A 26,874-nucleotide genomic window follows, 5' to 3' on the forward strand; every position below is an offset into this window, starting at 1 on the left:
GCGCCGGGGAGCACCGCTTGCATTGGGACTGCATCGACCACAGTTCGACAGGCAACAGCGTTCCGCCACGAGGCCTGCATGATCCGTGAAATCCTGAAAATGGGTGATCCACGCCTGCTGCGCATCGCGCCGCTGGTGCCCGCGGCGATGCTGGGCAGCGCGGAACTCGATGCGCTGATCGCCGACATGTTCGAGACCATGCAGGCCGCCGATGGGGTCGGCCTGGCCGCACCGCAGATCGGTGTCGACCTGCAGCTGGTGATCTTCGGCTTCGAGCATTCCGAGCGCTATCCCGATGCGCCCGAGGTACCGCGCACGATCCTGCTCAACCCAGTGATCACGCCGCTCTCGCAGGACATGGAGGAAGGCTGGGAAGGCTGCCTGTCCGTGCCCGGCCTGCGCGGCGCGGTGAACCGCTACACGCTGATCCGCTACGAAGGCATCGACCCGCAGGGCGCACGCATCGATCGTCGTGCAGAAGGCTTCCACGCCCGTGTGGTGCAGCACGAGTGCGACCACCTGATCGGCCGGCTGTACCCGTCGCGCATCACCGACTTCAGCAAGTTCGGCTATACCGAGGTGCTGTTTCCGGGGCAAGAATTGGCAGACGATTGGTGAAGGCCATCTGGAACGATACCGTGCCCGCCGAAAGCGACGATACCGTTCTCGTCGAAGGCAACCACCATTTCCCGGCCGCATCGTTGCGGCGCGGGCACTTTCGCGAAAGCGAACATCACAGCGTGTGTCCGTGAAAGGGTGTGGCCAGCTACTACGACGTGATCGTCGGCGACGTGGTGAACGCACAGGCGGCCAGGTACTACCCGCAGCCCAGGCGCGCCGCCGCACGGATCGCCGGTCGCGTCGCCTTCTGGAAGGCGTCGATGTGATCGCCTGAGCCGGCCGTTGCTGGTGGCGCGGCGCTCGTCGATGATGCGACACATTGTTCCAGTGCGACCTCATCCATGCAGACCGTACCAGCCACTTCCGCGAACGCCGTGCCGGCGATAGGCACCCGCAATCCCGGCATCGATCTGTTGCGCGGCTTGGCGATCGTGCTGGTGGTGTTCAACCATCTCGGCCTGCGCATTCCGCTGAAAAAGACCGCATTGACCGACGTGCTGCCGGCGTGGCTGCTGAGCCGGCTGAACTACAACGGCTACGAGGCCGTGTTCGTGTTCTTCGTGATCTCGGGATTCCTGATCTCGGGCAACGCGCTGCGCCGCTGGGGGAGTCTGGAAAAGATCGACCTGCGCGCATTCTATGCGCGGCGTTTCGCCCGCATCGTGCCGTGCCTGCTGGCGCTGGTGGCGGTGCTGAGCGTGCTGCACCTGGCCGGCGTGCGCGATTACACGATCATCCACGCCAACCAGTCGCTGCCGCGTGCGATCTTCGCGGCGCTCGGTCTGCACCTGAACTGGTACGAGGGACAGACAGGCTACCTGCCGGGCAACTGGGACGTGCTGTGGTCGCTGTCGATCGAGGAAGTGTTCTACCTCGGCTTTCCGCTGGTGTGTCTGCTCACGCGGCGACGTAGGGTGCTGGTGCCGTGGCTGGCCCTGCTTGCGCTATCGATGCCGTGGACGCATGCCGCCTTGCGCGGCAACGAGATCTGGCAAGAGAAGGCCTATCTGCCCGGCATGTCGGCGATTGCGATCGGTGTGCTGGGTGCGCTGCTGGCCGATGCCTGGCGACCGCCACGGCGTACCGTCGTGATGCTGGGCTGGTTCGGCGCGACGGGGCTGGGTGCGGTGCTGCTGGACGGGGGCGCGCTGTGGCACTGGCTGCGCGACGGCTACATGCTGGTGCTCACATTGTCGTCGCTGTGCCTGGTGCTGTGCTGCCGCTGGCGCACCGACGGCGGCGCGGCACTGTCCTTGCCCGGTTTCGGTTGGCTGCGCAGTTGGGGCCGCCTGAGCTACGAGATCTACCTGACCCACATGTTCGCGGTGTTTGCGGTGGTGCGCGCGTACCGCGCCTGGGGCGGTGACCCGGCCCACGGCTGGTTGTGGTACCTGCCGGCACTGGGCTTGTGCTGGCTGCTGGGTGCGGTGGTGGAGCGTTGGCTGTCCACGCCGTGCGAGCGCTGGCTGCGGCGATGTCTGTGGAAACCGGCCGGCGCCGCACGGCCAACAACCGCTGAACTCCCTGTAGCGTAAGCTGCGTGAGGACGGATATCCGCCCGGGAGAAGTTCGGTGAAGAAAGAAGATGAAACGCACATGCAGATCGTCTCGGCGGACATCAGCTCGGAGGCGCTGACCGGCATGGTGATCTTCCGGCCGCATTGCATGTCCCGTGCGGGCCGCAAGGTGGATGAGGCCGGCAAGAGCGGCCACTGGTATGCCTTGCGCCCTGCCGAGGTGCGCAGCTTTGCGCGTGCGCTGCTGGATGCGGCCGATACGCTGGACCTGAAGACGAAGGCGCTGCAGGCGGCGAAGACGGCGACGGGTTGACCGTGGCGCCGGAGCGCGACGCGCTCAGGCCTGCCGGCAGCGATTGATGGTGTCGCGCAATTCGCTGGCAGCGGCGCGCGCGGCCGCGGCGAAACTCTCGCCGTGGCCGGCATAGAGGATCGCGCGCGACGAGCTGATCAGCAGGCCCGTGCCATCGGCATTGCGACCGTGGCGCAGCACCGCCTCTACGTCGCCGCCCTGGGCGCCGATGCCGGGCACCAGCAGCGGCATCTCGCCGACCACCGCGCGCACCTTGCCCAGTTCCTGCGGCCAGGTGGCGCCGGTGACCAGCGCGCAGTTGCCGTGGCCGTTCCACTCGCGTGCGACCGTCTCGGCCACGCGCAGGTACAGCGGCTGGCCGCCGCAATCCAGCGCCTGGAAATCCGCGCCGCCGGGATTGGAGGTGCGGCAGAGCAGGATCACGCCCTTGTCCGCGCGGTCGAGGAACGGCTGGATCGAGTCGCGTCCGAGGTACGGGTTCAGCGTCACCGCGTCGGCCTGGTAGCGCTCGAACGCCTCGCGGGCGTAGTGCTGCGCCGTGCTGCCGATGTCGCCGCGCTTGGCGTCGAGGATCACCGGCACGCCGGGATGTTCCGCGTGGATGTGCGCGATCAGCCGTTCCAGCGTGTCCTCGGCGCGCAGCGCGGCGAAGTGCGCGATCTGCGGCTTGAACGCGCAGACCAGGTCGGCGGTGGCGTCGACGATGGCGCGGCAGAAATCGAACACCGCGTCGGGCGCATCACGCAGCTGCGCGGGAAATTTCGCCGGTTCCGGATCGAGGCCGACGCAGACCAGCGAGTGGTTGCGGGTCCAGGCCTGCTGCAGGGATTGCATGAAGTGCATCGTGGTCCCCGATTGAGGAGTGAGCGAAGAGGAGTGAGAAAGGAGAGTGGGTGTGAGCTCGTGCTTTCTCTCACTCCTCACATCTCTTCACTCACTCCCGCCTTCAGGCCAGCTTCTTGTATTTCACCCGATGCGGTCGCGCCCCTTCCTCGCCGAGGCGGCGCTTCTTGTCGGCCTCGTACTCGTTGTAGTTGCCGGGGAAGAACTCCACGTGCGAGTCGCCCTCGAACGCGATGATGTGGGTGGCGATGCGGTCGAGGAACCAGCGGTCATGCGAGATCACGATCGCCGAGCCGGGGAATTCGAGCAGGGCGTCTTCCAGCGCGCGCAGGGTTTCCACGTCCAGGTCGTTGGACGGCTCGTCGAGCAGCAGCACGTTGCCGCCCTGCAGCAGGGTCTTGGCCATGTGCAGGCGGCCGCGCTCGCCGCCGGACAGGCTGCCGACGATCTTCTGCTGGTCGGTGCCCTTGAAGTTGAAGCGGCCGATGTAGGCGCGCGACTGGATCTCGAAGTTGCCGATGGTGAGGATGTCCGAACCGCCGGACACTTCCTGCCACACGTTGTTCTTCGGGTCGAGCGCGTCGCGCGACTGGTCGACATACGCCAGCTTGGTGGTGTGGCCGAGCTTCACCTCGCCGGAGTCCGGCGTTTCCTTGCCCATGATCATCTTCATCAGGGTGGATTTGCCGGCGCCGTTCGGACCGATCACGCCGATGATGGCGCCCGGCGGCACCTTGAACGACAGGTTCTCGATCAGCACGCGGTCGCCGAACGACTTGGTCACGTGCTTGAACTCGATCACTTCCTGGCCCAGCCGTTCGCCCGGCGGGATGAAGATCTCGTTGGTCTCGTTGCGGCGCTGGTAGTCGACCGAGTTCAGCTCCTCGAAGCGGGCCAGGCGGGCCTTGCCCTTGGACTGGCGGCCCTTGGCGGCCGAGCGTACCCACTCCAGCTCCTTCGCGATGGCCTTCTGGCGCGACTTCTCCTGGTTCGCTTCCTGCTTCAGGCGGGCGTCCTTCTGCTCCAGCCATTCGGTGTAGTTGCCCTTCCACGGAATGCCGCGGCCGCGGTCGAGTTCGAGGATCCACTCGGCGGCGTTGTCGAGGAAGTAGCGGTCATGGGTGACCGCCACCACGGTGCCGGGATAGTCGTGCAGGAATTTTTCCAGCCAGTCCACCGACTCGGCGTCCAGATGGTTGGTGGGCTCGTCCAGCAGCAGCATGTCCGGCTTGGACAGCAGCAGGCGGCACAGCGCCACGCGGCGCTTCTCGCCACCGGACAGCGGGCCGATCTTCGCGTCCCACGGCGGCAGACGCAGCGCGTCGGCGGCGACTTCCAGCTGACGCTCCAGCGCATGCGCGTCGTTCGCGGCGAGCAGGTTTTCCAGCTTCTCCTGCTCCTTGGCCAGTGCGTCGAAGTCGGCGCCTTCCTCGGCATAGGCGGCGTAGACCTCCTCCAGCCGCTTCTGCGCGTCGAGGATTTCGGCCACGCCTTCCTCGACCACTTCGCGCACGGTCTTTTCCGGATCCAGGTTAGGCTCCTGCGCCAGGTAGCCGATCTTGGTGCCCGGCTGCGCACGCGCCTCGCCCTGGAAGTCGGTGTCCACGCCGGCCATGATCTTCAGCACGGTGGACTTGCCCGCGCCGTTGACGCCGAGCAGGCCGATCTTGGCGCCGGGGAAGAAGCTGAGCGAGATGTCCTTGATGATCTGGCGCTTCGGCGGGACGATCTTGCTGACCCCGTTCATGGTGTAGATGTACTGCGAGCTCATGCAACCTCCGAAGGCGTGCGCCGCACCGCCTGCAGGGTCGGCACGGAAAGGGGAATTCGTCAAACCGCGCATTATAGCGGGTTGTGACATCGCGCCGATGCCACCGCCCGGATCCGCCCGGCGGTGGCCGCAAACGCCCGGCGGCGCTACACTTTCCGGCTAATCCCGCTTGCCAATTGCCGAGGCCAGAATGTTCCCCAAGGACTGCACGATTGCCGGTTACGACGACGAACTGGCCAAGGCCATCGCCGATGAAGGCCGGCGCCAGGAGGATCACGTCGAGCTGATCGCCTCGGAGAACTATGCCAGCCCGCGGGTGATGGAAGCGCAGGGCTCCAAGCTGACCAACAAGTACGCCGAGGGCTACCCGGGCAAGCGCTACTACGGCGGCTGCGAATACGTGGACGTCGCCGAGACGCTGGCGATCGAGCGGCTGAAGCAGCTGTTCGACTGCGACTACGCCAACGTGCAGCCGCACTCCGGCTCGCAGGCGAACCAGGCGGTGTATCTGGCGCTACTGCAGCCGGGTGACACCATCCTGGGCATGTCGCTCGCCCATGGCGGCCATCTCACCCACGGCGCCAAGGTCAACATCAGCGGCAAGCTGTTCAACGCGGTGCAGTACGGCGTCGACGGGAACGGCCTGATCGACTACGACGAAGTGCAACGCCTGGCCACCGAGCACCGGCCGAAGATGCTGGTCGGCGGCTTCAGCGCCTACTCGCAGGTGGTCGACTGGGCGCGCATGCGCCGGATCGCCGATTCGGTCGGCGCGCTGTTCTTCGTCGACATGGCCCACGTCGCCGGCCTGGTCGCCGCCGGCGTGTACCCCAGCCCGCTGCCGCACGCGCACGTGGTCACCTCGACCACCCACAAGACGCTGCGCGGCCCGCGCGGCGGCATCATCGTGGCGAAGGGGGCGGGCGAGGAGATCGAGAAGAAGCTGCAGTCGATCGTGTTCCCCGGTATCCAGGGTGGCCCGCTGATGCACGTGATCGCGGCCAAGGCGGTGGCGTTCAAGGAAGCGCTGGAGCCCGCGTTCACCACCTACCAGACCCAGGTGGTGAAGAACGCCAAGGCGATGGCGAAGACCTTCATCGCGCGCGGCTACAAGATCGTCTCCGGCGGCACCGAGAACCACCTGATGCTGGTCGACCTGATCGGCCGCGAGGTCACCGGCAAGGCCGCCGAGGAAGCGCTGGGCAAGGCGCACATCACGGTCAACAAGAACGCCGTGCCGAACGACCCGCGCAAGCCGTTCGTCACCTCCGGCCTGCGCGTCGGCACCCCGGCCGTCACCACCCGCGGCTACCGGGAAGCGGACGTGACCGAACTGGCGAACTGGATCTGCGACGTGCTGGACGCGCCAGCCGACGAGGCGGTGATCGCCCGCGTGCGCGGGAACGTCACGGCGCAGTGCCAGAAGTTCCCGGTCTACGGCTGAGCCACCGGCATGCACGCCCTGCAGGTCGGGCTGATCGGCGATCACAACGATGAGGTGGTCGCCCATCGTGCCATTCCCGTGGCGTTGGACATGGCGGCCGCTGCCTGCGGCGTGACGGTCGAGCCGATCTGGATACCGACCGACCAGGTCGGCGACGGCGCCGCGCTGGCGGAGTTCGACGGACTCTGGTGCGTTCCGGCCAGTCCGTATCGCAGTGCAGAAGGCGCGCTCGCCGCGATCCGCGTGGCGCGCGAGCGGCACGTCCCGTTCCTGGGCACCTGCGGCGGCTTCCAGCATGCCGTGATCGAATATGCGCGCAACGTGCTTGGCTGGGCCGACGCCGAGCATGCCGAGACGGCACCGCAAGCCCGCCGCCAGGTGATCGTGCCGCTGCCGTGCACGCTGGTCGAGGTGACCGATGCCGTACGTCTGGTCGAGGGCTCCCGGCTGGCGCTGGCCTATGGTGCGAAGGCGATCGCCGAGGGCTATCACTGCAGCTACGGCTTGAGTCCCGATTTCCGGGAGGCGCTTGCGGATGGTCCGCTGCGAATCTGTGCCGTGGACGCCGCCGGCGAGGTTCGCGGCATCGAACTGGAGGACCACCCGTTTTTTGTCGCCACCCTGTTCCAGCATGAGCGGGGCGCCCTGCAGGGACGGGTGCCGCCGGCGGTGCGTGCTTTCGTGCAGGTGATGGCCGACACTTACTGACCATGCATTGCCCCTTCTGCCAGCACGAAGACACCCGCGTGATCGACTCGCGGCTGACCGAGGACGGCAGCAGCGTGCGTCGTCGGCGCGAGTGCGAGCAGTGCGGCGAGCGCTTCAACACGTTCGAGACGGCCGAGCTGAAACTGCCGGCGATCGTGAAGAGCGGCGAGCGGCGCGAGATGTTCGACGAGCGCAAGCTCAGGGTGAGTTTCGAGCGCGCACTGCAGAAGCGCCCGGTGGCCAGCGATGCGGTAGACGCCGCGGTGCGCGCCATCGTCAACGACCTGCGCCGCAGCAGCGAGCGCGAGGTGCCGTCGCGCCAGGTCGGCGAGCTGGTGATGCGCGAGCTGAAGAAGCTCGACCAGGTCGCCTACGTGCGCTTCGCCTCGGTCTACCGCAAGTTCGAGGACGTGCACGCCTTCCGCGAGGAGATCGAGAAGCTGGAGCGCGACCTGCCGGGGCTGGCCGACCTGCAGTTGCCCCTGCTCGGCGGCGGCAAGCGGGCAGGCAAATGACGATGGCAGGAGCGCACTCCGTGCGCGATGCTTTCCGTCGCGTGACGAAGAGCCTCACGCACGGGGTGCGCTCCTGCCAAGGCACGGCGGCGTGACCGCCACTTTCTCGGCGACCGATCATCTCCACATGGCGCATGCCTTGCGCCTCGCCGAGCGCGGCCTGTACACCACCCAGCCGAACCCGCGCGTGGGCTGCGTGATCGCGCATGGCGACGCGGTGGTCGGCACCGGCTTTCATCGGCGCGCCGGCGAGCCGCACGCGGAAGTGTTCGCGCTGCGCGAGGCGGGCGAACGGGCGCGCGGCGCCACCGCCTACGTGACGCTGGAGCCGTGCGCGCACCACGGGCGCACGCCGCCGTGCGCCGACGCGCTGATCGCCGCCGGCGTCGGGCGGGTGGTCGTCGCGGCGGAGGACACGTTCCCGCAAGTCGACGGCCGCGGCATCGGCAAGCTGCGCGATGCCGGCATCACGGTCGCATCGGGCCTGATGCGCGAAGCGGCGCGCGCGCTGAACGTCGGTTTCTTCAGCCGGATCGAGCGCGGGCGCCCGTTCGTGCGGCTGAAGCTGGCGATGAGCCTGGACGGCCGCACCGCGCTGGCCAGCGGCGAATCGAAGTGGATCACCGGCGAAGCCGCGCGCGCCGACGTGCAACGCTGGCGTGCGCGTTCAAGTGCCGTCCTCACCGGCAGCGGCACCGTACTGGCCGACAACCCGCACCTCACCGTGCGGTTGCCCGACGGCGAAGAGTTCGCGCCGCCGCTGCGGGTGGTCTTCGACCGCCAGTTGCGCACGCCGGCCGGCAGCCGCGTGCTGGACGGTTCGGCGCCGACGTTGCTGCTGCATGGCGCGGCGGCGACCTGCAGCGACGACCGCTTCGAGCGGGTCGAGCGGGTGGCGCTGCCCACGCCGGGCGATGCGCTCGACCTGCGCACCGTGCTGGCCCTGCTGGGCGGGCGCGGCTGCAACGAGGTTCACGTGGAGGCCGGCCCGACCCTGGGTGGCGCCCTGTTCGCCGCCGGCCTGGTCGACGAACTGCTGCTCTACGTGGCTCCGCTGCTGCTGGGTGATCGAGCGCGGGCACTGCTGCAGCTGCCGCCGCTGGCCGACATGGCTGCGCGCTGGCGCTTGCAGGTGATCGACCAGCGCATGCTGGGCGCGGATATCCGCCTGCGATTGCGCCCGGGCTGATCCGCCGCATCGCTGCCATGCGGGCGCACGCGGCGGCGCAAGCCGCCGGGCAATCGCGCGTGGACGAATGCTCAGCGCGTGAAGTCGATCGCAAGCTTGCCGAAGTGGCGGCCGGCGCCGAGCTGCTCGAAGGCCTCGCGCAGCTGGCCGAAGCCGTAGACGTGGTCGATCACCGGCTCCAGCCCGCCAGCCTCGATGGCGGCCACCATCCGCTCGTGGGCTTCCAGCGATGCCACCGACAGGCCCTGCAGGCGCACGCGCTTGAGCACCATTGGGGTCAGCGGCAGCGTCGCCTCGTTGCCGCCGAGCCAGCCGAGCACGGCGACGACGCCGTGCATGCGCACGGCCTGCAGCGATTGCGCCAGCGTGGCCGCGCCGATCGTCTCGACGACCAGGTCGACTCCCGCGCCGCCGCTCGCCTCGCGTACCAGCGCACCCCACTGCGGGTGCTTCGCGTAGTTGATGCCGACGTTCGCGCCCAGCGCCGTAGCGCGTTCGAGCTTGTCGTCGCTGGACGACAGCACGATCGCCTGTGCGCCCCGCAACCGCGCGAACTGCAGCGCGAACAGCGACACGCCGCCGGTGCCCAGCAGCAGCACGGTCTGCCCACTGGTCACGCGGGCCATCTCCAGCGCCTGCCAGGCGGTGAGCGCGGCGATCGGCAGCGTGGCCGCCTGCACGGCAGAGAACCGGGCAGGCGCACGTGCCAGCGAGTACTCGTCGAAGCAGGCCAGCTCGCGCATCACCCCGGGCTCGGGCCCGCCGATCTCGGCGCCTTCCCATTCCGGCCGCATGGCGCCGGCGATCCAGCGCGACTTGTAGAACGTGGTGACGCGGTCACCGGGCTTGAAGCGGGTCACCGCCTCGCCCACTTCCTGCACCGTGCCGGCACCGTCGGACACCGGCACGATCGGCAGCCGCACGCCACGATAGAGCTGACCGTCGACCAGCATGCGGTCGCGGAAGTTCAGCGAGGCCGCTTCCATGCGCACCAACACCTCCTTCGGGCCGGGGCGCGGGGCGGGCAGGTCGGTCGATTCGAGATGGTCCAGGCCGAAGGCGGAAAGCTGGATGGCGCGCATGGGGGCGACTCCGTGGTGGGAAGGTGGGCATGGTCCCGCCGTCGCCGTTCGGTGATAATCCACACAAATGGATAATCTTCTGTTCGCTGAATGAATCAATCATTCGACCTCACGCCCGCCCGTCTGCGCGAACTGCGCGCGTTTGCGGCGGCCGCGCGACGGCTCAACTTCTCGCGCGCGGCGCTGGAGGTGGGCTGCACGCCGTCGGTACTGAGCCGGCGCATCGCGACACTGGAGGAGGCGGTCGGTGCGCGGCTGTTTTTGCGCACCACCCGGCGCATGGCGCTGACCGCGCGCGGCGAGCAGTTGCTGACGCAATGGCAGCGCATGGAAACGGTGATGGCCGAGTTGGCCGCCGACCTGCGCCCGCCCGATGGCGAACTGGGCGGCCGCCTCTGCGTGCACCTGCCGGCCAGCTTCGGTCGCTATCGCATGGCCCCGCTGCTGGCCGCTTTCATGCGCGAACACCCCGGCGTGCGCATCGACGCGGTATACGACGATACCTACGTCGACATGGTGTCCGGCAGGGTGGATCTGGCCGTGCGGCTGGGGCACCTGGCCGATGTGCAACTGGTGGCGCGCCGGGCCGGCACGATGCGCCTGTATCCCTGCGCCTCGCCCGGTTACCTGGCCTCGGCGCCGCCGCTGCGCGACCCGGCCGACCTCAAGGCGCACCGCTGCATCACCTTCACCGGTTACCGCCGCGGCACGCTGTGGTCGTTCAGCCGGCAGCGCCAGCGGCGCGCGGTACGCATCGAGCCGGTGCTGAGCTGCAACGATGCGCAGGCGATCCGCGACGCGATACTGGCCGGCGTGGGCATCGGCCTGCAGGGTAACTACATGGCCGACGCGCTGGTTGCCGAAGGCCGCATGGTCGAGCTGCTGCCGCGATGGCAGCTGCCGGCGTTCCCGGTGCACCTGCTGTGGCTGCCCGGGGCGGACCGCACGCCGGCGCTGCGGGCCCTGATCGACCACCTGGCCACGGCGCTGACGGTGCAGTGAGGGTGTGGCCGCGATCGTGCACGGGGCGGAACGCTGTTTCCCGTCCTGCCGCCGGCTCCGGCCGGTGATGGTGCTAGACTTCCGGCGCCGGTCAGCCGGCATGACACGACGTCTTCAGGGCGGGGCGAAATTCCCCACCGGCGGTAGGCCCCGGTTTTCACGGTTTGGGGCGAGCCCGCGAGCGCTTCCGGCCACGCCGGAAGGTCAGCAGATCCGGTCGAATGCCGGAGCCGACGGTTGGCAGCGGGTGACCGCTTCCTCACAGTCCGGATAAAGCGAAGACGGTTCGGCGCACGGCCTCGCGGCCCGGCGCCGGGCCTCATGCCTTGAGGCGTTTTTCGCAGCTGCGCCACGCGGGAAACGACGCATGGAATCCATCGCCTTTTTTGCACGGCCCACCGCCTTCCGATCGGAGGTGCGCTGATGTTCACCGGCATCGTCCAGTCCGTGGGCCGCGTCGCGCGGCTCGAACCGCGTGGCGGCGACGTGCGCCTGCACGTCGATACCGCCGACCTCGATCTCGCCGACGTGCAGCCGGGCGACTCGATCGCCGTGTCCGGCGTGTGCCTTACCGCGATCACGCTGGAACCGCGCGGTTTCAGTGCCGACGTTTCCAACGAGACGCTGTCGCTGACCTCGCTGGGCCAGCTCAAGCCGGGCGACCCGGTGAACCTGGAGAAAGCGCTGCGCCTGGCCGACCGGCTCGGCGGGCACCTGGTTTCCGGCCACGTCGACGGCCTCGGCAAGGTGGTGTCGATCGCGCCGGACGGACGCTCGCAGCGCTGGACGTTCGAGGTGCCGGCGGCGATCTCGCGCTACATCGTGGCGAAAGGCTCGGTCTGCATCGACGGCACCAGCCTCACCGTCAACGAGGTCGCCGGGCATCGCTTCGGCGTCAACCTGATCCCGCACACGGTCGAGCACACCGCGTTCCACGCGCGCCGCGTCGGCGACGCGGTGAACATCGAGGTGGATGTGGTGGCCCGCTACATCGAGCGGCTGCTGTCGTGGGGTGAGCCGCCGCGTATCGACGAGGCGTTCCTCAAGCAGCATGGCTTTGCCTGACAGCAAGCCCATCTCCCGCCGGGAGAGGGCTGGGGTGAGGGTCCGCGCGAAGCCACGATACCTCGCTCCGCCCGTACCCTCATCCGCCCCTTCGGGGCACCTTCTCCCAAGGGGGAGAAGGGAACCACCACACGGATACACGCCATGCCATTCAACACCATTCCCGAGATCCTCGACGACATCCGCGCCGGCCGCATGGTCGTCATCCTCGACGACGAGGACCGCGAGAACGAAGGCGACCTGATCATGGCCGCGCAGATGGTGCGGCCGGAGGACGTCAACTTCATGGTGCGCGAGGCGCGCGGCCTGCTGTGCCTCACGCTCACCGAGCAGCGCACGCGCCAGCTCGGCCTGCGCCCGATGGTCAGCGACAACACCTCGGCCTACCACACCAACTTCACCGTCTCGATCGAGGCGGCCGAGGGCGTGACCACCGGCATCTCGGCGCATGACCGCGCGCGCACCATCCAGGTCGCGGTGAAATCGGACGCCAAGCCGCAGGACCTGTCGCAGCCGGGCCACATCTTCCCGCTCACCGCCCAGCCGGGCGGCGTGCTGACCCGCGCCGGGCACACCGAGGCCGGTTGCGACCTGGCCGCGCTGGCCGGGCTGGAACCGTCGGCGGTGCTGATCGAGATCCTGCACGAGGACGGCTCGATGGCGCGCCGGCCGGAGCTGGAGATCTTCGCGCGCAAGCACGGCCTGAAGATCGGCTCCATCGCCGAGCTGATCCGCTACCGCCTGGAAACCGAGAAGACCGTGCAACGCGTGCACGAGGAAGACGTGGATACCGAGTTCGGCCCGTTCCGGCTGGTGGCGTACCGCGACGCGATCCGCCGCGGCCTGCACTACGCGCTGGTGCGCGGCAAGGTCAACGACGGCGCGCCGGCGCTCATCCGCGTGCACGTGCGCAACACCTTGTCCGACGTGCTGCACCTGAAGCGCGACGATCTCGGCCTCACCGTGACCGCGGCACTGCGCCGGATCGCCGACGAGGATCGCGGCGTGCTGCTGGTGCTGTCCGGCGAGGACACCCCCGAGGCGCTGCTAGCCCGGCTCAACCGCCAGCCGGGCAAACTGGCGCCGGAGGAGGCGCAGCAGCAGGAGTGGCGCCAGCTTGGTCTCGGCGCGCAGATCCTGGCCGACCTCGGCGTGCACCGCCTGCGCGTGCTCGGCACCCCGCGCAAGATGGTTGGCCTGGGCGGCTTCGGGCTGGAAGTGGTGGAGTACGTTTGATTCGCCACTCCCGCGCCACCGCGGCGCCATGCGGTGGTGGCTTCATCGCCGCATAATCGGTCTTCATGCCACCGACCCCGCCCATGCCCGACACCCGTATCCGCCTGATCGCCCCCTCCGGCTATCCGCACGATCGCGCCGCGATGGCGCGCGGCGTGGCGCGGCTGCGCGAGGCCGGTTGCGTGTTGAGCGGGCTGGAGGTGCTCGATCGCAGCGAGCAGCGCTACGCCGGCAGCGACGCCGAGCGCGCCGCCGACCTCAATGCGCTGGCCACGGCGGACGCCTTGCCGGACATCGCGTTGGCGATCCGCGGCGGCTACGGCGCCACCCGCCTGCTGGCGCAGCTGCACTATGGCGCCCTGCGCGAACGGCTGAGCGGTAGCCATACCCTGCTGGTCGGCCACAGCGACTTCACGGCGCTGCAGCTGGCGCTGCATGCGCAGAGCGGCCTGTGCACGTTCAGCGGCCCGATGCTGGGCGCCGACTTCGGCGCCGAAACGCTCAGCGAGTTCACCTGGCGGCAGTTCTGGGACACCGCGCGCTCCCCCTCGGCGCAGGTCGAGTGGGCCACCGTGCCCGACGCCGAGCTCGACGTCGCGGGGCCGCTGTGGGGCGGCAACCTGGCGGTGCTGTGCAGCCTGCTCGGCACGCCGTATTTCCCCGGCAGCGACGGGCGCGGGATCGACGGCGGCATCCTGTACGTCGAGGACGTCGGCGAGCCGCCGTTCCGGATCGAGCGGATGCTGTACCAGCTGCACCTGTCCGGCGTGCTGGGGCGCCAACGTGCGCTGCTGCTGGGCCACTTCAGCCAGTGCCGGCCCAGCGCCTACGACAACGGCTACGAGCTGGCCGACAGCTTCGCGCAGATCCGCCGGGCCAGCGGCGTGCCGGTGCTCGGCGGCCTGCCGATCGGCCACGAGCCGGACAAGTGCACCCTGCCGTTCGGCGCGCCGGCGCGGCTGCAGGTCGCCGGAGGCAACGCGCAACTGTCTTTCAGTGGCTATCCGCATTTGACGCCCGGCGGCTGAGCGCTGATCCTCCCCCGCGAGCAGGAGAGGGCGTCCGTCAGGCAGGATCTCCGCCAAACCCGTAAAATGCTTGTTCTGCATGGGCCGCGCGCCCACCCAAGGAAACCGCAATGAAGACCATCGAAGGCGACTTCGCCACTCCGAAAGGCCGCTTCGCCATCGTCGCCGGCCGTTTCAACGGCTTCGTCGTGGAACCGCTGGTGGCTGGCGCGCGCGACGCGCTGCTGCGCCACGGCGTGAAGGACGACGCGATCGAGCTGGTGCGCGTGCCGGGTGCATGGGAGATCGCGCTGGCCGCGCACAAGCTGGCCGGTTCCGGCAAGTACGTGGCGGTGATCGCGCTGGGCGCGGTGATCCGCGGCGCCACCCCGCACTTCGATTTCGTCGCCGGCGAATGCGCCAAGGGCCTGGCCAAGGCCGCGCTGGATGCCGGCGTGCCGGTGGCGTTCGGCGTGCTGACCACCGACAGCATCGAGCAGGCGATCGAGCGCGCCGGCACCAAGGCCGGCAACAAGGGCGCCGACGCCGCCATGGCCGCACTGGAAATGGTCAACCTGTACGGGAAGCTGTGATGCAGCACGCCCCGCAAGGCATCGACCTGGCCGCGCGCTCGCGCGCCCGCCGCCGCGCGCTGCAGGCGCTGTATGCGTGGCAGCTCAGCGGCAGCCACATGAACGCGGTGATCGAGCAGTTCCGCCACGAGCAGGACATGGAAGTGGCCGACCTGGACTACTTCGAGGACCTGCTGCACGGCGTGGAGAAGAACCTCGATGTGCTGGACGGGGCGCTGCGTCCGCACCTCGACCGCGAGGTGGCGCAGGTCGACCCGATCGAACGTGCCGCGCTGCGGCTGGCCGCGTACGAGCTGAAGTTCCGCCCCGACGTGCCGTACCGCGTGGTGATCAACGAGGCGATCGAGGTCACCAAGCGCTTCGGTGCCGACCACGGCCACAGCTACGTCAACGGCGTGCTGGACAAGCTGGCCGGCGACTTGCGCGCGGTCGAGAAGCAGCACGGCCGCTGAGCAGCGGACCGCTTCCGTCCATGGAATTCCGCCTGATCGAGCGCATCCGCGAACTTACCGCGCAGGCGCGCGAGGACGTGTGCCTGGGCATCGGCGACGACGCCGCGGTGCTGGCGCCGCCGCCGGGGAAAGAACTTGTGGTGGCGATCGACACCCTGGTCGAGGGCGTGCATTTCCCGCCCGGCACCGCGCCGGCCGACATCGGCTGGAAGGCGCTGGCGGTGAACCTGTCCGACCTCGCCGCGATGGGTGCCAGCCCGGCCTGGGCGCTGCTGGCGCTGACCTTGCCAAATGCGGACGCAGCCTTCGTCGAGGGTTTTGCCGAAGGTTTCGTCAAGTTGGCGCAGCCGCAGCGACTGGCCCTGGTCGGTGGCGACACCACCCGCGGGCCGTTGACGATCAGCGTGGCCGTGCACGGCTTCGTGCCGCCGGGCCAGGCGCTCACCCGCGCCGGCGCGCGGGCCGGCGACGCGGTGCTGGTCACCGGTACGCTGGGCGACGCTGCCGCCGGCCTGCATGCCTTGCAGCATCCGCCGCGCGACGACGACGGCCGCGCCGGATTGCGCGGCTTCCTGATCGAGCGGCTGAACCGGCCGACGCCGCGGCTCGCCACCGGCACCGCGCTGCGCGGGCAGGCCACGGCCTGCATCGACGTCTCCGACGGCCTGCTCGCCGACCTCGGCCATATCTGCACGTCCAGCGGCGTCGGTGCGGAGATCGAGGCGGCCTGGCTGCCGCGCTCGTCGGCGCTGCTGGAGCTGCACGACGACAGCACCGCGCTGCACTTCGCGCTGAGCGGCGGCGACGACTACGAATTGTGCTTCACCGTGCCGGCCGCTCGCGTGGCCGAGCTGCAGGCCGGCCTGGCCCGGCTCGGCTGTGGCGCGACGAAGATCGGCCGCATCGTGGAAGGCGAAGGCGTACGCGTGCGTGCCGCCGATGGCTTGTGGCTGGCGGTGGATCGACCGGGCTGGGAGCATTTCGCGTGAGCGCGAAGAAGAGCTTGAGCGGAGAACAGCGGCGCGCGCTGCTGGCCACGCCGGCCGGCTGGCTGGCCTGCGGCTTCGGTTCGGGCCTGGCGCCGGTGGCGCAGGGCACGTTCGGTTCGCTGGCCGCGCTGCTGCCGTGGCTGCTGCTGCGTCGGCTGCCGCTGCCGTTCTACCTGCTGGCGATCGTGGCCGGCTTCGCGATCGGCGTGTGGGCGTGCAACGTGGCCAGCCACGCACTCGGCGTGGCCGACCACCGCAGCCTGGTGTGGGACGAATTCATCGGGCAGTGGATCGCGCTGCTGCCGTTGCTGGTTCCCGCGCTGCTACCGCCCAGCGGATTCGCGTGGTGGATGGTGCCGACCGGCTTCGTGCTGTTCCGCCTGTTCGACGTGTGGAAGCCGTGGCCGATCCGCTGGCTGGACCGGCGCGTGAAGGGCGGCATGGGCGTGATGATCGACGATGTGGTCGCCGGCGCGTTCGCCGCGATTGTGCTGGCGCTGGGGCTGTACCTGCAGCGCTGACGGTCGTGTCAGTGCCCGGGGTGGGGCGGCTTGGCTGCGGCTCAGTCCAGGCAACCCAACCCGCGCAGTGTCGCCTCGACCGCCTGGTCCAGATCCGTATGGGGTTCCGCTCCGAGCAGCGCCACCAGCTTGCGGTTGTCCAGTTGCAGCGGCAGTTGCCACAGATAACGCATCTCGCGCAGCTCGCGGAACAGTGCGACGAACGGTGCGGCCAGCGTGACCAGCCACCACGGGAAAGCCCGCAGCGGCAGCTCCGGCTGGCCGGTGGCACGCCGGATCGCGTCGGCCATGGCGTTGCCGTCGACCCAGTGGCCGCCGAAATGGAAGCACTCGAACGCGGCCAGTTCGTTCTCCCGTTCCAGCAGGCGCGCCACGGTCTCGCCGACATCGGGCAGGTAGGCCCAGGCATGGCGCAGCTCGTGTTCGCCTGGGTAATTCACCGCACGCACCGGCCGTCCCGGTTTCACCATCGCCGCGAACCAGTTGCTGCTGGCACGGGGGCCGAAGAAATCGCCGCAGCGCAGGATCAGCGTGCGCACACCCTCGGCTGCCGCCTGTTGCAGGCGGCGTTCCATGGCCACCCGGATCGCGCCCTTGCGGGTCAGCGGTCGCTGCGGCGAATCCTCGTGCAGCAGCGGCAGTGCGTCCGGTCCGTAGTTGTAGACGTTGCCGGGCAGCACGATGCGCGCGCCGGTGGCGCGCGCGGCAGCGAGGGTGTACTCGAGCATCGGCAGGGACAACTTGTGCCAGTTGCGGTAGCCCGGCGGATTGACCGCGTGGACGATCGCCTCGACGCCATGCGCCGCCTGCGCCACGTCGGCAGCGTGCATGGCGTCGCCGGCGTGCCATGCGATCTGCGCCGGCAGCCCCGGCCGGGAAGCGTCCCGGATCAGGGCGCGCACCTGCCAGCCGCGGCGTAGCAGCGCCGCCGCGATCTCGCCGCCGGCACCGCCAGTGGCGCCCAGTACCAGGGCCTTGCGTGCCGTGTTCATCGCGTGCTCCTTGAAAGTGACCCGGCATGAGTGCCCCGGGCACGAAGGATAATCCGCGATGGTTGCGCTTTCCCTGCAGGAGCGCGTGGCCGTCGGCGAGCGGCGGGCGCCGTTCGCCGCAGGAAGGGGTTCGACCGGCTACGCCTGCAGCACGATGCGGTAGCGCGCCTTGCCGTCGGCGAGGTGCTGCAGCGCCTCGTTGACCTTGGCCAGCGGGAACATCTCCACCTGCGGGCGGATGTCATGGCGGGCGGCGAAGTCCAGCATGCGGGCGATGTCGACCGGCGAGCCGGTGGGCGAGCCGGAGACTTCGCGCTGCTTGCCGATCAGGCTGAACGCCGGCACCGGGATCGGTTCCAGCACCGCGCCGACCACGTGCATGCGGCCCTTCGGCGCGAGCGTGCCGAGCAACGCGTTCCAGTCCATCGCCACGTTGACGGTGACCAGCAGCAGGTCGAGCGAGCCGGCGATCGCCTTGATCGCGGCGCTGTCGCGGCTGGCGACCACGTGATGGGCGCCGAAGCTGCGCGCCTCGTCGGCCTTGGCCGCGGTGGAGGTGAACGCGGTGACCTCGCAGCCCCAGGCCGCGGCGAACTTCACCGCCATGTGGCCGAGCCCGCCGATGCCGACCACGCCGACCCGCGCGGTGGGCTTGATGTCGTGGGCGAGGAACGGCTTCAGCACGGTGATGCCGCCGCACAGCAGCGGGCCGGCGCTGGCCAGGTCGATGCCCTCGGGCAGCGGAATCGTCCACGCCCAGTGCGCGCGCAGCTTGTCGGCGAAGCCGCCGTGGTGGCCGCCGATGGTCGCCACCGATTGCGCGCACAGGTTGTGGTCGCCGGACAGGCACGGGCGGCAGTGCATGCAGCTCTCCGCGGTCCAGCCGATGCCGACGCGCTGGCCGAGCGTCAGCCCCTTCGCCTGCGCGCCCAGCGCGACGACCCGGCCGACCACTTCGTGCCCGGGGATGAACGGGTAGCGCGAGCCGCCCCATTCATTGCCGATCATCGACAGGTCGGAATGGCAGATGCCGCAGTAGTCGACCGCCACCTCGACTTCCTCGGCGCCCAGTTCGCCCACGTCGAACGTGGTCAGCTTCAGCGGTTGACCGGCCGCGCTGGCGGCCCAGCCCGTGATCGAGGACATGGCGAACTCCTGTAGTGGGGGAAAACCCAAGACTACGCCGTTGTGCCGCACGCGTGGATTGGCCATGCTGGCGGTCTTTCCCGTCAAGGAGCAGCCCCATGCTTTACCGTCGCCTCGGCACCTCCGGCCTGCAACTTTCCGCGTTGTCGTTCGGCGCCTGGGTCACCTTCGGCCGGCAGGTGGGGCGTGGCGAGGCGCGCGAGCTGCTGGCGCTGGCGCACGACCGCGGGGTGAACTACTTCGACAACGCCGAGACCTACAACAACGGCGTGGCCGAGCAGCTGATGGGCGACGTGCTGGCCGACCTGCGCTTCCCGCGCGACAGCTACTGCGTCTCCAGCAAGGTGTTCTTCGGCGCGGTCGACCGGCCGCTGCCGACCCAGCGCGGACTGTCGCGCAAGCACGTGATGGAAGCCTGCCACCAGGCGCTGCAGCGCCTGCGCGTGGACTACCTGGACCTGTACTTCTGCCATCGCCCCGATCCGGACACGCCGATCGCCGAGACCGTGGCGGCGATGGACACGCTGGTGCGCCAGGGCAAGGTGCTGTACTGGGGCACCAGCGAATGGCCGGCCGAGGCGATCCACGAGGCGCACCGCGTCGCCCGCGAGAATCATCTGTATGCGCCGGTGATGGAGCAGCCGCAGTACAACCTGCTGCACCGCGAGCGGGTGGAAGTGGAGTACGCGCCGCTGTACGAGGCCTATGGCATGGGCACCACGATCTGGTCGCCGCTGGCCTCGGGCCTGCTCAGCGGCAAGTACAACGACGGCGTGCCGGCCGATTCGCGCCTGGCCCAGCCCGGTTACGAGTGGCTGCGCGAGAGCGTGCTGGGCCATGGCGACGAACGCCTCGGCAAGGTGCGCGCGCTGCAGCCGATCGCCACCGAGCTGGGTACCAGCCTGGCGCAGCTGGCGATCGCCTGGTGCCTGCTCAACCCGCACGTCTCCACCGTGATGCTCGGCGCCAGCAAGCGCGAGCAGCTGGCGCAGAACCTCGATGCGTTGGCACTGCTGCCGCGGCTGGACGCGGCGGTGGCGCAGCGCATTCGGCAGGTCGTCGAGGCGGGCTGAGGGAGCAGGGTGGTTGACAGTCAAATGAGAATCATTATCATCGAAGACGTCGCCGCTTTCCCTGGATCTCCCGATGCCTGTCCTGTCCCTGCGCCAACCGCTGTCGTCCCGTTCACTCCCGCGGCCGGCCTTGCCACCGCCGATGCCGGCCCCGGCCCGGTATGTCTCCAGTCATGCGCTGCTGGCCGGTGAGCGCGAGCTGGTGATCCGGCACCAAGGCAGCGAGTACCACCTGCGCCTCACCCGCAACGACAAACTGATCCTGACCAAGTAGCGGGGGCGGTCGGTTTCCCTGGCGCGCGGGCGGGAGTCCGCGCGTTTTCCTCGGGCCCCGTGCTTCTCGCCGGTGCGTGTTGCTGGAGGCGTGCGATGTTCATTCCCTGGTCGCGACAACGGCAGGCCCGATGCCTGCAGGCTTCCGATACGGGCGCCTGCCGGCGCTGGCTGCGAACGGCGCCGGCGCCGCTGCTGGCGGCACTGCCGGCGCTCGACCGCGTGCTGTACATGCCGCTGGCGGCGTGCGGGCCGGAGCTGTCGGCCTTGCCGGGCGGGCTGCTGGTGGAAACGCCGGCGCTGGCCCTGCTGCTGCGCGTGCGCTGGCTGATGGCGGTCAGCGTGATCGCGGTGGACGGGCCGCGCGAATGGGTCGACGGCCTGGATCGAACCGGCCGCCCCTGCGTGCGCCTGCATCTGCTGCCGGACACCGACTACCTGGGCTGGGATCGGCTGCTGGCCAGCGGCGAGCCGGCGCCGGCGATGCCGGATACGCCGCACTTGCCGGCACTCGACGCCTGCCCGCTGCGCTTCCGCCGGCGCCGGCTGGCCGGCCTCGACGTGCTCCGTGGCGAAGCGGCCGGCGCGCTGTCGCCGCTGGGGCGGCAACTGGCCGGGCAGATCGCCCACGCGCACACCGGCCAGCGCGAACGGCAGTTCCGCTAGCCGCGGCCGGCGCCGCGCGTGGCGGTGCTCACCGAGCCTGCTGCACCGGTGTCTCGCGCAGCAGGTCGTCGGCGTCGGCGGTGTGGAAGTGCCGCTTGAACGCGACCTCGCCGACGGCCGGTTCCTCCAGCTCGCGCGCGTAGCGGTGGCCGGCGTAGACCGCGTGCGCGATCAAGCCCGGCGCTTCGGCGTCGCCGATGCAGCGCACGCTGCGGATGCCGGCATCCGTCCACTCGGCCTCGCGGCGGCAAAGGTCCTGGTACAGCGCATCGTCAGGCAGGCGCGCGGTGACGGTGAGCACGGCGTCGCAGGTCAGTTCCCGCTGGCGGTGGGTCCAGACGTCCTCGACGGCAAGCGTGGTGCCGGCATAGCCGACGATGTCGTGCGAGACCAGCGCCTCGATGCCGAGTGCGGCCATCCGCTTGCGCATATGCCGGTAGTCCAGCGTGTTCAGCGTCCACGGCGCGAGGCTGTCCTCGGGCGTCAGGTGGATCACTTCGCCGCCGCGCTGGCGCAGCAGCTCGGCCGCCACGCTGGCGTGGTAGTAGCCGTCGTCGTCGAACACCACCACCTTGCCTTCCGACAGGCGGCCGTCCATCAGGTCGTCCACGGTGAACACCCGCGGGTTGCCGGCGAAGCCGTCGATGGTGCTGCCGTGGCTGCGGCCGCCGCCGTCGCGGCGCCAGTGGCAGCCGGTGGCCAGCACCACGTGTTCGGCGCCGAAGTCCAGCACGTCCTGTGCGCCGAGCGGCGAATCGAGATAGACGGCCACGTTCGCCAGCTTGCGGATCTGGCCCACGCGCCAGTCGCGCACGCGCGCCCACTCGGCCAGCCCCGGCAGGCGCGATTCACGGGTCACGCGGCCGCCGAGCTCCTTGCGTGCCTCGGCCAGACTTACCTCGTAACCGCGCTGGCCCAGCGCGCGCGCGGCTTCCAGCCCGGCCGGGCCGGCGCCCACCACCAGCACGCGCGCGGCGCTGCGTTTCGGCGCGATGCGCTCCGGGTGCCAGCCCTTGCGCCATTCCTCGCCCATGGTCGGGTTCTGCGTGCAGCGGATCGGCGAGATGGTCATGTCGCCGGAGACGCAGACGTTGCAGCCGATGCATTCGCGGATGTCGTCGCTGCGGCCTTGCTCGATCTTCTGCGGCAGGAACGGGTCGGCGATCGACGGGCGCGCGCAGCCGATCAGGTCCAGCACGCCGCGCTTCAACTGCGCCACCATGGTGTCGGGCGAGGTGAAGCGGCCCACGCCGACCACCGGCTTGCTGGTGGCTTGCTTGACGAAGGCGATGAACGGCTCCTGCGCGCCTTCGCCGGCGAAGCGCGAGGGTACCGAGTCGTTGTACCAGGCGGCGAGGTTCACGTCCCACAAGTCGGGCAGCTCGGCCAGCATGCCGACGATGTCCTTCGCCTCGGCCAGCTCCACGCCGCCGGGCCCCAGCCCCTCCTCGACCGCGAAGCGCAGCGCCACCGCGCAGGTGTCGCCGACCGCCTCCTTCGTGTCCTGCAGCACCTCGCGCAGCAGGCGCACGCGGTTCTCCAGCGAGCCGCCGTATTCGTCGCCGCGCTGGTTGCGCCGGCGCTGCAGGAAATGCATCGCCAGCGACAGGTCGTGCGCCGCGTAGACGTAGATGATGTCCATCCCCGCGCGCTTGCCACGGATCGCCGCCTCACGATGCCAGCGCCGGTATTCGCGGATGTCGTGCTTCGTCATCGCCCGCGCCTGGTGCGGGTAGCCGTACTTGGTCGGCTGGTGCGAGGGCGCGATCAGCACCTCGCGCGAATACAGGTTCGACGCGGTCGGGCCGTTGTGCGACAGCTCCAGCGCGGCCAGCGCGCCGTACGCGTGCACCTTGTCGCACATCAGCGCCAGCGCGGGAATGTCGCGGTCGTCCCACAGCCGCGCCTCGACGTAGGGGGTGAGGTCGCCGCTGGGATGGATCTCGCATTCCTCGGTGGAGACCACCGCCCAGCCGCCCGCGGCCTTCATCTCGCGCATCGCCGCATGCGCCAGCGGCATCGCGTGGCCCATGCCGTTGCAGTGCGGCACCTGGAAGAAGCGGTTCTTCGCGGTGACCGGGCCGATCTTCACCGGTTCGAACAGGATGTCGTGGCGCGGATCTCTCATCGGCTCAGGCCTTGGCGGGTTGGGCGGCCTTGCGGCGACGCAGGCGCATGAACGCGTACAGCGGCAGGCCCGCGGCGATCAGGCCCAGGCCGAGCACCAGCGGTTCGTGGCCGATGCCGACGAAGGCGAACACCACGTACAGCGCACCGATGATCGCGACCGGCAGCACGGCGTGCCGCGCGGCACCGCGTCGCCACAGCACCGCCAGCGCGAGGGCGCAGCACAGGTACAGCGGCAGGTTCGCCGCGGTCACCACCCGGGTGATGAAGGTGAAGGCCGACACCAGCGACTTGCTGTAGCTCATCCAGACCATCACCGAGGCGAGCGCGCCGGTGACGATCAGCGCCACCGCCGGCGCGTCGCGGCGATTGGTGCGCGCAAACGGTGCCGGCAGCACGCCGTTGACGGCCATCGTGCGGGTCAGCTCGCCCACCAGCAAGGTCCAGCCGTTGAGTGCGCCGAGCCCGCTGACCACCACGAACAGCGCCAGCCAGCGCCCGGAGCCGGCACTGCCGAAGCGCTCCATCAGCAGCGAGAACGGCGCGCTCGCATTGGCCAGTTCCTGCTGCTGGATCAGCAGCAGGGGCACGGTGGAAACGATGATGTAGATGATCGCGGTCAGCACCGTGCCGGTCATCGTCGCGCGTGGAATCGTGCGCCCCGGGTTTTCCACCCGCGCCGCCGGCACACTGGCCGATTCGATGCCGAGCATTGCGAACAGCGCGATCGTCGATGCCGCCATCACGTCGTGCAGGGTGACCGGCGTGGCCGGCGGATGCGCGACATAGCTGGCCGGGGAAGTGAGCAGCACCCAGCCGCCGAGCAGCGCGATAGCGAGCATCGGCAGCAGCTTCAGCGCGGTGGTGACGATCTGCACGCCGCCGCCGGTGCGCACGCCGAACAGGTTGATGATCACCAGCGACCACAGCAGGCCCAGCGCGAACAGCGCCGGCTGGATCACGTTCAGGGCCGGGAACACGACCGTGATGTAGCCGACCACGCCGGTCGCCAGTGCGGCATTGGTGAGCCACAGCGACACCCAGTACGCCCACAGCGCCATGTACGCCGGCAGCTCGCCGAGGGTGCTGCGGATATAGCCGTACGGGCCTTCGGCGTTCGGCAACGCGTGCGCGAGATGCGAGAACACGCGGGCCAGGGTCAGGCAGCCGAGCAGGGTGATCGTCCAGCCGATCAGCGCGTTGAACCCATACGGCGCGAGCGACGCGGGCAGCAGGAAAATGCCGATGCCGATGACGTTGCCCACGACCAGCGCGGTGCAGGTCCAGAAGCCGATCTTCTTGCTGTCGTTCATGTCCGCACCCGGTGGGGTTCTAGTCGAGGGAAACCGGCTGGCCGGCCTTGATCACGCCGCGCACCTGGCGCAGGCATTCGATGTCGTGCAGCGGATCGCAAGCCAGCGCGACCAGGTCGGCGGCCTTGCCTGGCGCGATCGAGCCGAGCTCGCGTTCCTTGCCGAGCAGGCGCGCGGCGTCGATGGTGGCCGAACGGATCGCCTGCAGCGGAGTCATGCCGTAGCGCACCATGTAGGCGAACTGGCGCGCATCGTCGCCGTACGGGTAGACGCCGGCATCGGTGCCGAACGCCAGGCGCACGCCGGCCTTGACCGCCTTGCGGAAGCCCTCGCGCTGCGCCTCGGTGGTCTCGATGTTCTTGCGCAGGATTTCCGCCGACCAGCCCGCCGCGCGCCCGACGCTGTCGATGTAGTCGCCGTCGTAGATGTCCATCACCAGCCAGGTGCCATGCTGCTTCGCCAGCGCGATGCCTTCGTCGTCGATCAGCGAGGCGTGCTCGACCGAGCGCACGCCGGCGCGTATCGCGCGCTTGATGCCTTCGGCGCCGTGAGCGTGCGCGGCGACGAAGGCGCCGCGCTTCGCGGCTTCCGCCACCGCGGCGTGGATCTCGGCTTCGCTGTATTCGGATTGCCCGGGTTCGGTGCCGGCGGTCAGCACGGCGCCGGTGGCGATGACCTTGATCAGGTCGGCGCCGCCATCGAGCACGATGTCGACATGCCGGCGCACGTCGTCCACGCCCCTGGAGACGCCGCGGCGGAATACGTCCGGCACCACGGTGCCCGGCGGTAGGCCGGTGATCTCGCCGCCGCCACCGGGCACGGTGATGTAGGCGCCGGCGACGAACATGCGCGGTCCGGGCACGTAGCCGGCGTTGATCGCGTCGCGCAGGGCGACGTCGGCGAAGCCGCGGTAGGCGCCCACGTCGCGCACGGTGGTGAAACCGGCGCGCACGGTGTCGCGTGCGTTCTTCGCGCCGATGAAGGCGTCGCGTGCGGGGTTGCTCTTCAGCGGCGCGCCGGGGTCGGCCATCTGGCCTTCGTCGGCGAGATGGGTATGCATGTCCATCAGGCCCGGCACCACGGTCCAGGCCGACCAGTCGAGCACGTGCGTGCCCGCGGCGGCAGGCGTCCACGGCGCGACCGCGACGACGCGGCCGTGCTCGATGGTCACCGCCTGGTCGGCGAGCAGGCGGCCGCTGTCGACGTCGAGCAGGTGGCCGGCGCGCACCACGGTGCGCTGCGTATCCTGGGCGTGGGCGAACGGCGCGGTGGCCAGCGCCGCGAGCGCGAAGCACAGGCCGTACAGCTTCGTGCTCATGCGGATTCCCCGGTGTCATGGGCATAGGCGGCGCGCAGCAGGTTCTGGAAATGCCAGACGCCGCCTTCGCGCTTCGGGCATAGCCGCCCGGCGCTGTAGAAACCGGACGCCAGGCCCTTCTGCACCGCTTCGCAGATCGTGATGTCCTCGGCCTGCACCTCGTCGCTGAACGACTGGTCGGCGGCGATGCGCGCCTGCGCCTGCTCGTCCTGCGCGTAGTAGTAGTCGAACTCCACCCGGCAGCGGCCCGGCCCGAGCGGCAGGATGCGGTTGGTCTGCATGCGGCCGGGCATGATGTTGAGCATCACGTTGGGATAGATGAAGTAGTAGAACGCCTGGCCGTCGCCGTAGATGTCGCCGCTGTTGCGCAGCGGCGAGGACTGCAGCGAATGCCATGCGAACAGCTCGGTGTCGTAGGCGCGGTAGTCGAGCACGCGGGACAGGCCCGGGTGCACGTGCGGCAGGTGGTAACCCTCGAGGAAGTTGTCGATGTACACCTTCCAGTTGCACTCGAGCTCGTAGCTGTCGCGGCGCAGGTAGCGCATCGCGGCCAGGTCGATCGGCGCGATGCGTTCGGCGATGCCGGCGTAGACCTCGTCGAACGCCGGCACGTCGTCGCTTAGCGCAACGAACACCAGGCCCTGCCATTCGTGCACGCGCAGCGGCGGCAGGCGGATGTCCTCGACCTTGAAGTCGCAGGCGTCCTGCATCTCCGGCGCGCTGCGCAGCTGGCCGGCGAGGGTGTAGGTCCAGCCGTGGTATTTGCAGTGCAGTGCCTTGGCGCCCTTGCCGTTGCACAACGCCAGCGGCCCGGCGCGGTGGCGGCAGACATTCGGGAACGCGCGCAGCACGCCGTCCTGGCCGCGCACCAGCAGCACCGGCACGCCGGCGATCTGTTCGACCGCGTGGTCGCCCGGTTCGGCCAGCAAACCCTGGTGCGCCACCAGCTGCCAGCTGCGTGCGAACACCGCACGCTGCTCCATCGCCAGCATCGCATCGCCGAAATAGTAGCGGGGGGAAAGGGCACGCGCGCGGTCGAGATCGTCGGGCAGGGTGTCAGTTTGCATGGTGGGCTCCACTCTCGGGATAGACTGGTGC

Annotated in this window: 27 protein-coding genes, 1 pseudogene and 1 riboswitch; of the genes and pseudogenes, 19 read left to right on the plus strand and 9 right to left on the minus strand. The window is 69.6% G+C overall.

Annotated elements, in window-relative coordinates; genetic code table 11:
• Positions 1 to 78: 78 nt before the first annotated feature.
• The 4 genes and pseudogenes from def to RHOOR87_RS0114690 all read left to right on the plus strand — a co-directional run bounded on the left by def (position 79) and on the right by RHOOR87_RS0114690 (position 2,451).
• Complete coding sequence (gene def, locus RHOOR87_RS0114675) at positions 79 to 618, plus strand: peptide deformylase (protein WP_007507222.1); 540 nt, start codon at positions 79 to 81, stop codon at positions 616 to 618.
• 20 nt (positions 619 to 638) lie between these two features.
• A pseudogene (locus RHOOR87_RS19305) lies at positions 639 to 887 on the plus strand (DUF427 domain-containing protein).
• 75 nt (positions 888 to 962) lie between these two features.
• On the plus strand, positions 963 to 2,156 hold the full coding sequence (locus RHOOR87_RS0114685; protein ID WP_015446933.1) for an acyltransferase: 1,194 nt from the start codon (positions 963 to 965) through the stop codon (positions 2,154 to 2,156).
• Positions 2,157 to 2,193: 37 nt separating this feature from the next.
• Complete coding sequence (locus RHOOR87_RS0114690) at positions 2,194 to 2,451, plus strand: hypothetical protein (protein WP_015446934.1); 258 nt, start codon at positions 2,194 to 2,196, stop codon at positions 2,449 to 2,451.
• A 24-nt stretch (positions 2,452 to 2,475) separates the two neighbouring features.
• Here RHOOR87_RS0114690 and pyrF read toward each other — a convergent pair whose 3' ends face one another.
• Together pyrF and ettA are read right to left on the minus strand one after the other, a co-directional pair.
• Complete coding sequence (pyrF, locus tag RHOOR87_RS0114695; RefSeq protein ID WP_015446935.1) at positions 2,476 to 3,294, minus strand: orotidine-5'-phosphate decarboxylase; 819 nt, start codon at positions 3,292 to 3,294, stop codon at positions 2,476 to 2,478.
• Positions 3,295 to 3,397: 103 nt separating this feature from the next.
• On the minus strand, positions 3,398 to 5,065 hold the full coding sequence (gene ettA / locus RHOOR87_RS0114700) for an energy-dependent translational throttle protein EttA (RefSeq protein WP_027485420.1): 1,668 nt from the start codon (positions 5,063 to 5,065) through the stop codon (positions 3,398 to 3,400).
• A gap of 190 nt (positions 5,066 to 5,255) precedes the next feature.
• Here ettA and glyA point away from each other — a divergent pair, with 190 nt between their 5' ends.
• The 4 genes from glyA (at position 5,256) to ribD (ending at position 8,921) form a co-directional block, all read left to right on the plus strand.
• Entirely contained in the window at positions 5,256 to 6,509 is a 1,254-nt protein-coding gene (glyA, locus tag RHOOR87_RS0114705) for a serine hydroxymethyltransferase (protein WP_015446937.1), read from the plus strand.
• Between the two features lie 9 nt (positions 6,510 to 6,518).
• Positions 6,519 to 7,217 carry a CTP synthase gene (locus RHOOR87_RS0114710; RefSeq protein ID WP_007507205.1) on the plus strand — a complete coding sequence of 233 codons (699 nt, stop codon included), beginning with the start codon at positions 6,519 to 6,521 and terminating at the stop codon, positions 7,215 to 7,217.
• Positions 7,218 to 7,219: 2 nt separating this feature from the next.
• Positions 7,220 to 7,732, plus strand: coding sequence for a transcriptional regulator NrdR (gene nrdR / locus RHOOR87_RS0114715; RefSeq protein ID WP_007507202.1), 513 nt, complete (start codon positions 7,220 to 7,222; stop codon positions 7,730 to 7,732).
• A 91-nt stretch (positions 7,733 to 7,823) separates the two neighbouring features.
• Entirely contained in the window at positions 7,824 to 8,921 is a 1,098-nt protein-coding gene (gene ribD, locus RHOOR87_RS0114720; RefSeq protein WP_338053105.1) for a bifunctional diaminohydroxyphosphoribosylaminopyrimidine deaminase/5-amino-6-(5-phosphoribosylamino)uracil reductase RibD, read from the plus strand.
• A 71-nt stretch (positions 8,922 to 8,992) separates the two neighbouring features.
• Here the strand turns inward: ribD and RHOOR87_RS0114725 are convergent, their stop codons facing one another.
• A complete protein-coding gene (locus RHOOR87_RS0114725; protein ID WP_027485422.1) occupies positions 8,993 to 10,003 on the minus strand; it encodes an NAD(P)-dependent alcohol dehydrogenase in 1,011 nt (336 codons plus the stop codon).
• A gap of 90 nt (positions 10,004 to 10,093) precedes the next feature.
• On the opposite strand from RHOOR87_RS0114725, the gene RHOOR87_RS0114730 reads away from it, so the two are divergent.
• The 8 genes from RHOOR87_RS0114730 (at position 10,094) to RHOOR87_RS0114765 (ending at position 16,868) form a co-directional block, all read left to right on the plus strand.
• The gene (locus tag RHOOR87_RS0114730; RefSeq protein WP_007507196.1) at positions 10,094 to 11,005 is read left to right on the plus strand and encodes a LysR family transcriptional regulator; all 912 of its coding nucleotides are present in this window, start codon (positions 10,094 to 10,096) and stop codon (positions 11,003 to 11,005) included.
• A 106-nt stretch (positions 11,006 to 11,111) separates the two neighbouring features.
• Positions 11,112 to 11,292: riboswitch (FMN riboswitch) on the plus strand.
• Positions 11,293 to 11,428: 136 nt separating this feature from the next.
• The gene (locus RHOOR87_RS0114735) at positions 11,429 to 12,070 is read left to right on the plus strand and encodes a riboflavin synthase (RefSeq protein ID WP_027485423.1); all 642 of its coding nucleotides are present in this window, start codon (positions 11,429 to 11,431) and stop codon (positions 12,068 to 12,070) included.
• 144 nt (positions 12,071 to 12,214) lie between these two features.
• On the plus strand, positions 12,215 to 13,306 hold the full coding sequence (ribBA, locus tag RHOOR87_RS0114740; RefSeq protein WP_027485424.1) for a bifunctional 3,4-dihydroxy-2-butanone-4-phosphate synthase/GTP cyclohydrolase II: 1,092 nt from the start codon (positions 12,215 to 12,217) through the stop codon (positions 13,304 to 13,306).
• 83 nt (positions 13,307 to 13,389) lie between these two features.
• Positions 13,390 to 14,334 (plus strand): muramoyltetrapeptide carboxypeptidase, encoded by a 945-nt coding sequence (ldcA, locus tag RHOOR87_RS0114745; protein WP_027485425.1) that lies wholly within the window; start codon positions 13,390 to 13,392, stop codon positions 14,332 to 14,334.
• A 110-nt stretch (positions 14,335 to 14,444) separates the two neighbouring features.
• Positions 14,445 to 14,906 carry a 6,7-dimethyl-8-ribityllumazine synthase gene (gene ribE, locus RHOOR87_RS0114750; RefSeq protein WP_007507187.1) on the plus strand — a complete coding sequence of 154 codons (462 nt, stop codon included), beginning with the start codon at positions 14,445 to 14,447 and terminating at the stop codon, positions 14,904 to 14,906.
• Positions 14,906 to 15,358, plus strand: a complete 453-nt coding sequence (nusB, locus tag RHOOR87_RS0114755; protein WP_007507185.1) for a transcription antitermination factor NusB — start codon at positions 14,906 to 14,908, stop codon at positions 15,356 to 15,358. The genes ribE and nusB overlap by 1 nt, the downstream gene beginning before the upstream one ends.
• Before the next feature lie 20 nt (positions 15,359 to 15,378).
• The gene (thiL, locus tag RHOOR87_RS0114760; protein ID WP_027485426.1) at positions 15,379 to 16,347 is read left to right on the plus strand and encodes a thiamine-phosphate kinase; all 969 of its coding nucleotides are present in this window, start codon (positions 15,379 to 15,381) and stop codon (positions 16,345 to 16,347) included.
• Entirely contained in the window at positions 16,344 to 16,868 is a 525-nt protein-coding gene (locus RHOOR87_RS0114765) for a phosphatidylglycerophosphatase A (RefSeq protein ID WP_027485427.1), read from the plus strand. The genes thiL and RHOOR87_RS0114765 overlap by 4 nt, the downstream gene beginning before the upstream one ends.
• 41 nt (positions 16,869 to 16,909) lie before the next feature.
• Here RHOOR87_RS0114765 and RHOOR87_RS0114770 read toward each other — a convergent pair whose 3' ends face one another.
• Entirely contained in the window at positions 16,910 to 17,860 is a 951-nt protein-coding gene (locus RHOOR87_RS0114770; protein ID WP_027485428.1) for an NAD-dependent epimerase/dehydratase family protein, read from the minus strand.
• 138 nt (positions 17,861 to 17,998) lie between these two features.
• Entirely contained in the window at positions 17,999 to 19,006 is a 1,008-nt protein-coding gene (locus RHOOR87_RS0114775; RefSeq protein WP_027485429.1) for an NAD(P)-dependent alcohol dehydrogenase, read from the minus strand.
• A 98-nt stretch (positions 19,007 to 19,104) separates the two neighbouring features.
• Here RHOOR87_RS0114775 and RHOOR87_RS0114780 point away from each other — a divergent pair, with 98 nt between their 5' ends.
• The 3 genes from RHOOR87_RS0114780 to RHOOR87_RS0114790 all read left to right on the plus strand — a co-directional run bounded on the left by RHOOR87_RS0114780 (position 19,105) and on the right by RHOOR87_RS0114790 (position 21,018).
• Positions 19,105 to 20,079 carry an aldo/keto reductase gene (locus RHOOR87_RS0114780; protein ID WP_027485430.1) on the plus strand — a complete coding sequence of 325 codons (975 nt, stop codon included), beginning with the start codon at positions 19,105 to 19,107 and terminating at the stop codon, positions 20,077 to 20,079.
• 73 nt (positions 20,080 to 20,152) lie between these two features.
• Positions 20,153 to 20,353, plus strand: a complete 201-nt coding sequence (locus RHOOR87_RS0114785) for a hemin uptake protein HemP (protein ID WP_007507172.1) — start codon at positions 20,153 to 20,155, stop codon at positions 20,351 to 20,353.
• A gap of 95 nt (positions 20,354 to 20,448) precedes the next feature.
• The gene (locus RHOOR87_RS0114790; RefSeq protein ID WP_027485431.1) at positions 20,449 to 21,018 is read left to right on the plus strand and encodes a hypothetical protein; all 570 of its coding nucleotides are present in this window, start codon (positions 20,449 to 20,451) and stop codon (positions 21,016 to 21,018) included.
• A 28-nt stretch (positions 21,019 to 21,046) separates the two neighbouring features.
• On the opposite strand, the gene RHOOR87_RS0114795 is transcribed toward RHOOR87_RS0114790, so the two are convergent.
• The 4 genes from RHOOR87_RS0114795 to RHOOR87_RS0114810 are packed head-to-tail and all read right to left on the minus strand — an operon-like array spanning position 21,047 to position 26,843.
• Positions 21,047 to 23,146 (minus strand): FAD-dependent oxidoreductase, encoded by a 2,100-nt coding sequence (locus tag RHOOR87_RS0114795; RefSeq protein ID WP_027485432.1) that lies wholly within the window; start codon positions 23,144 to 23,146, stop codon positions 21,047 to 21,049.
• Between the two features lie 4 nt (positions 23,147 to 23,150).
• Entirely contained in the window at positions 23,151 to 24,458 is a 1,308-nt protein-coding gene (locus RHOOR87_RS0114800; protein WP_027485433.1) for an amino acid permease, read from the minus strand.
• Between the two features lie 19 nt (positions 24,459 to 24,477).
• Positions 24,478 to 25,776 carry an amidohydrolase family protein gene (locus tag RHOOR87_RS0114805; protein ID WP_027485434.1) on the minus strand — a complete coding sequence of 433 codons (1,299 nt, stop codon included), beginning with the start codon at positions 25,774 to 25,776 and terminating at the stop codon, positions 24,478 to 24,480.
• Positions 25,773 to 26,843: an aromatic ring-hydroxylating dioxygenase subunit alpha gene (locus tag RHOOR87_RS0114810; protein ID WP_027485435.1), complete on the minus strand. Its 1,071-nt coding sequence runs from the start codon at positions 26,841 to 26,843 to the stop codon at positions 25,773 to 25,775. The genes RHOOR87_RS0114805 and RHOOR87_RS0114810 overlap by 4 nt, the downstream gene beginning before the upstream one ends.
• Positions 26,844 to 26,874: the final 31 nt, after the last annotated feature.

This window comes from Rhodanobacter sp. OR87 (assembly GCF_000473345.1).
Lineage (GTDB): Bacteria > Pseudomonadota > Gammaproteobacteria > Xanthomonadales > Rhodanobacteraceae > Rhodanobacter > Rhodanobacter denitrificans.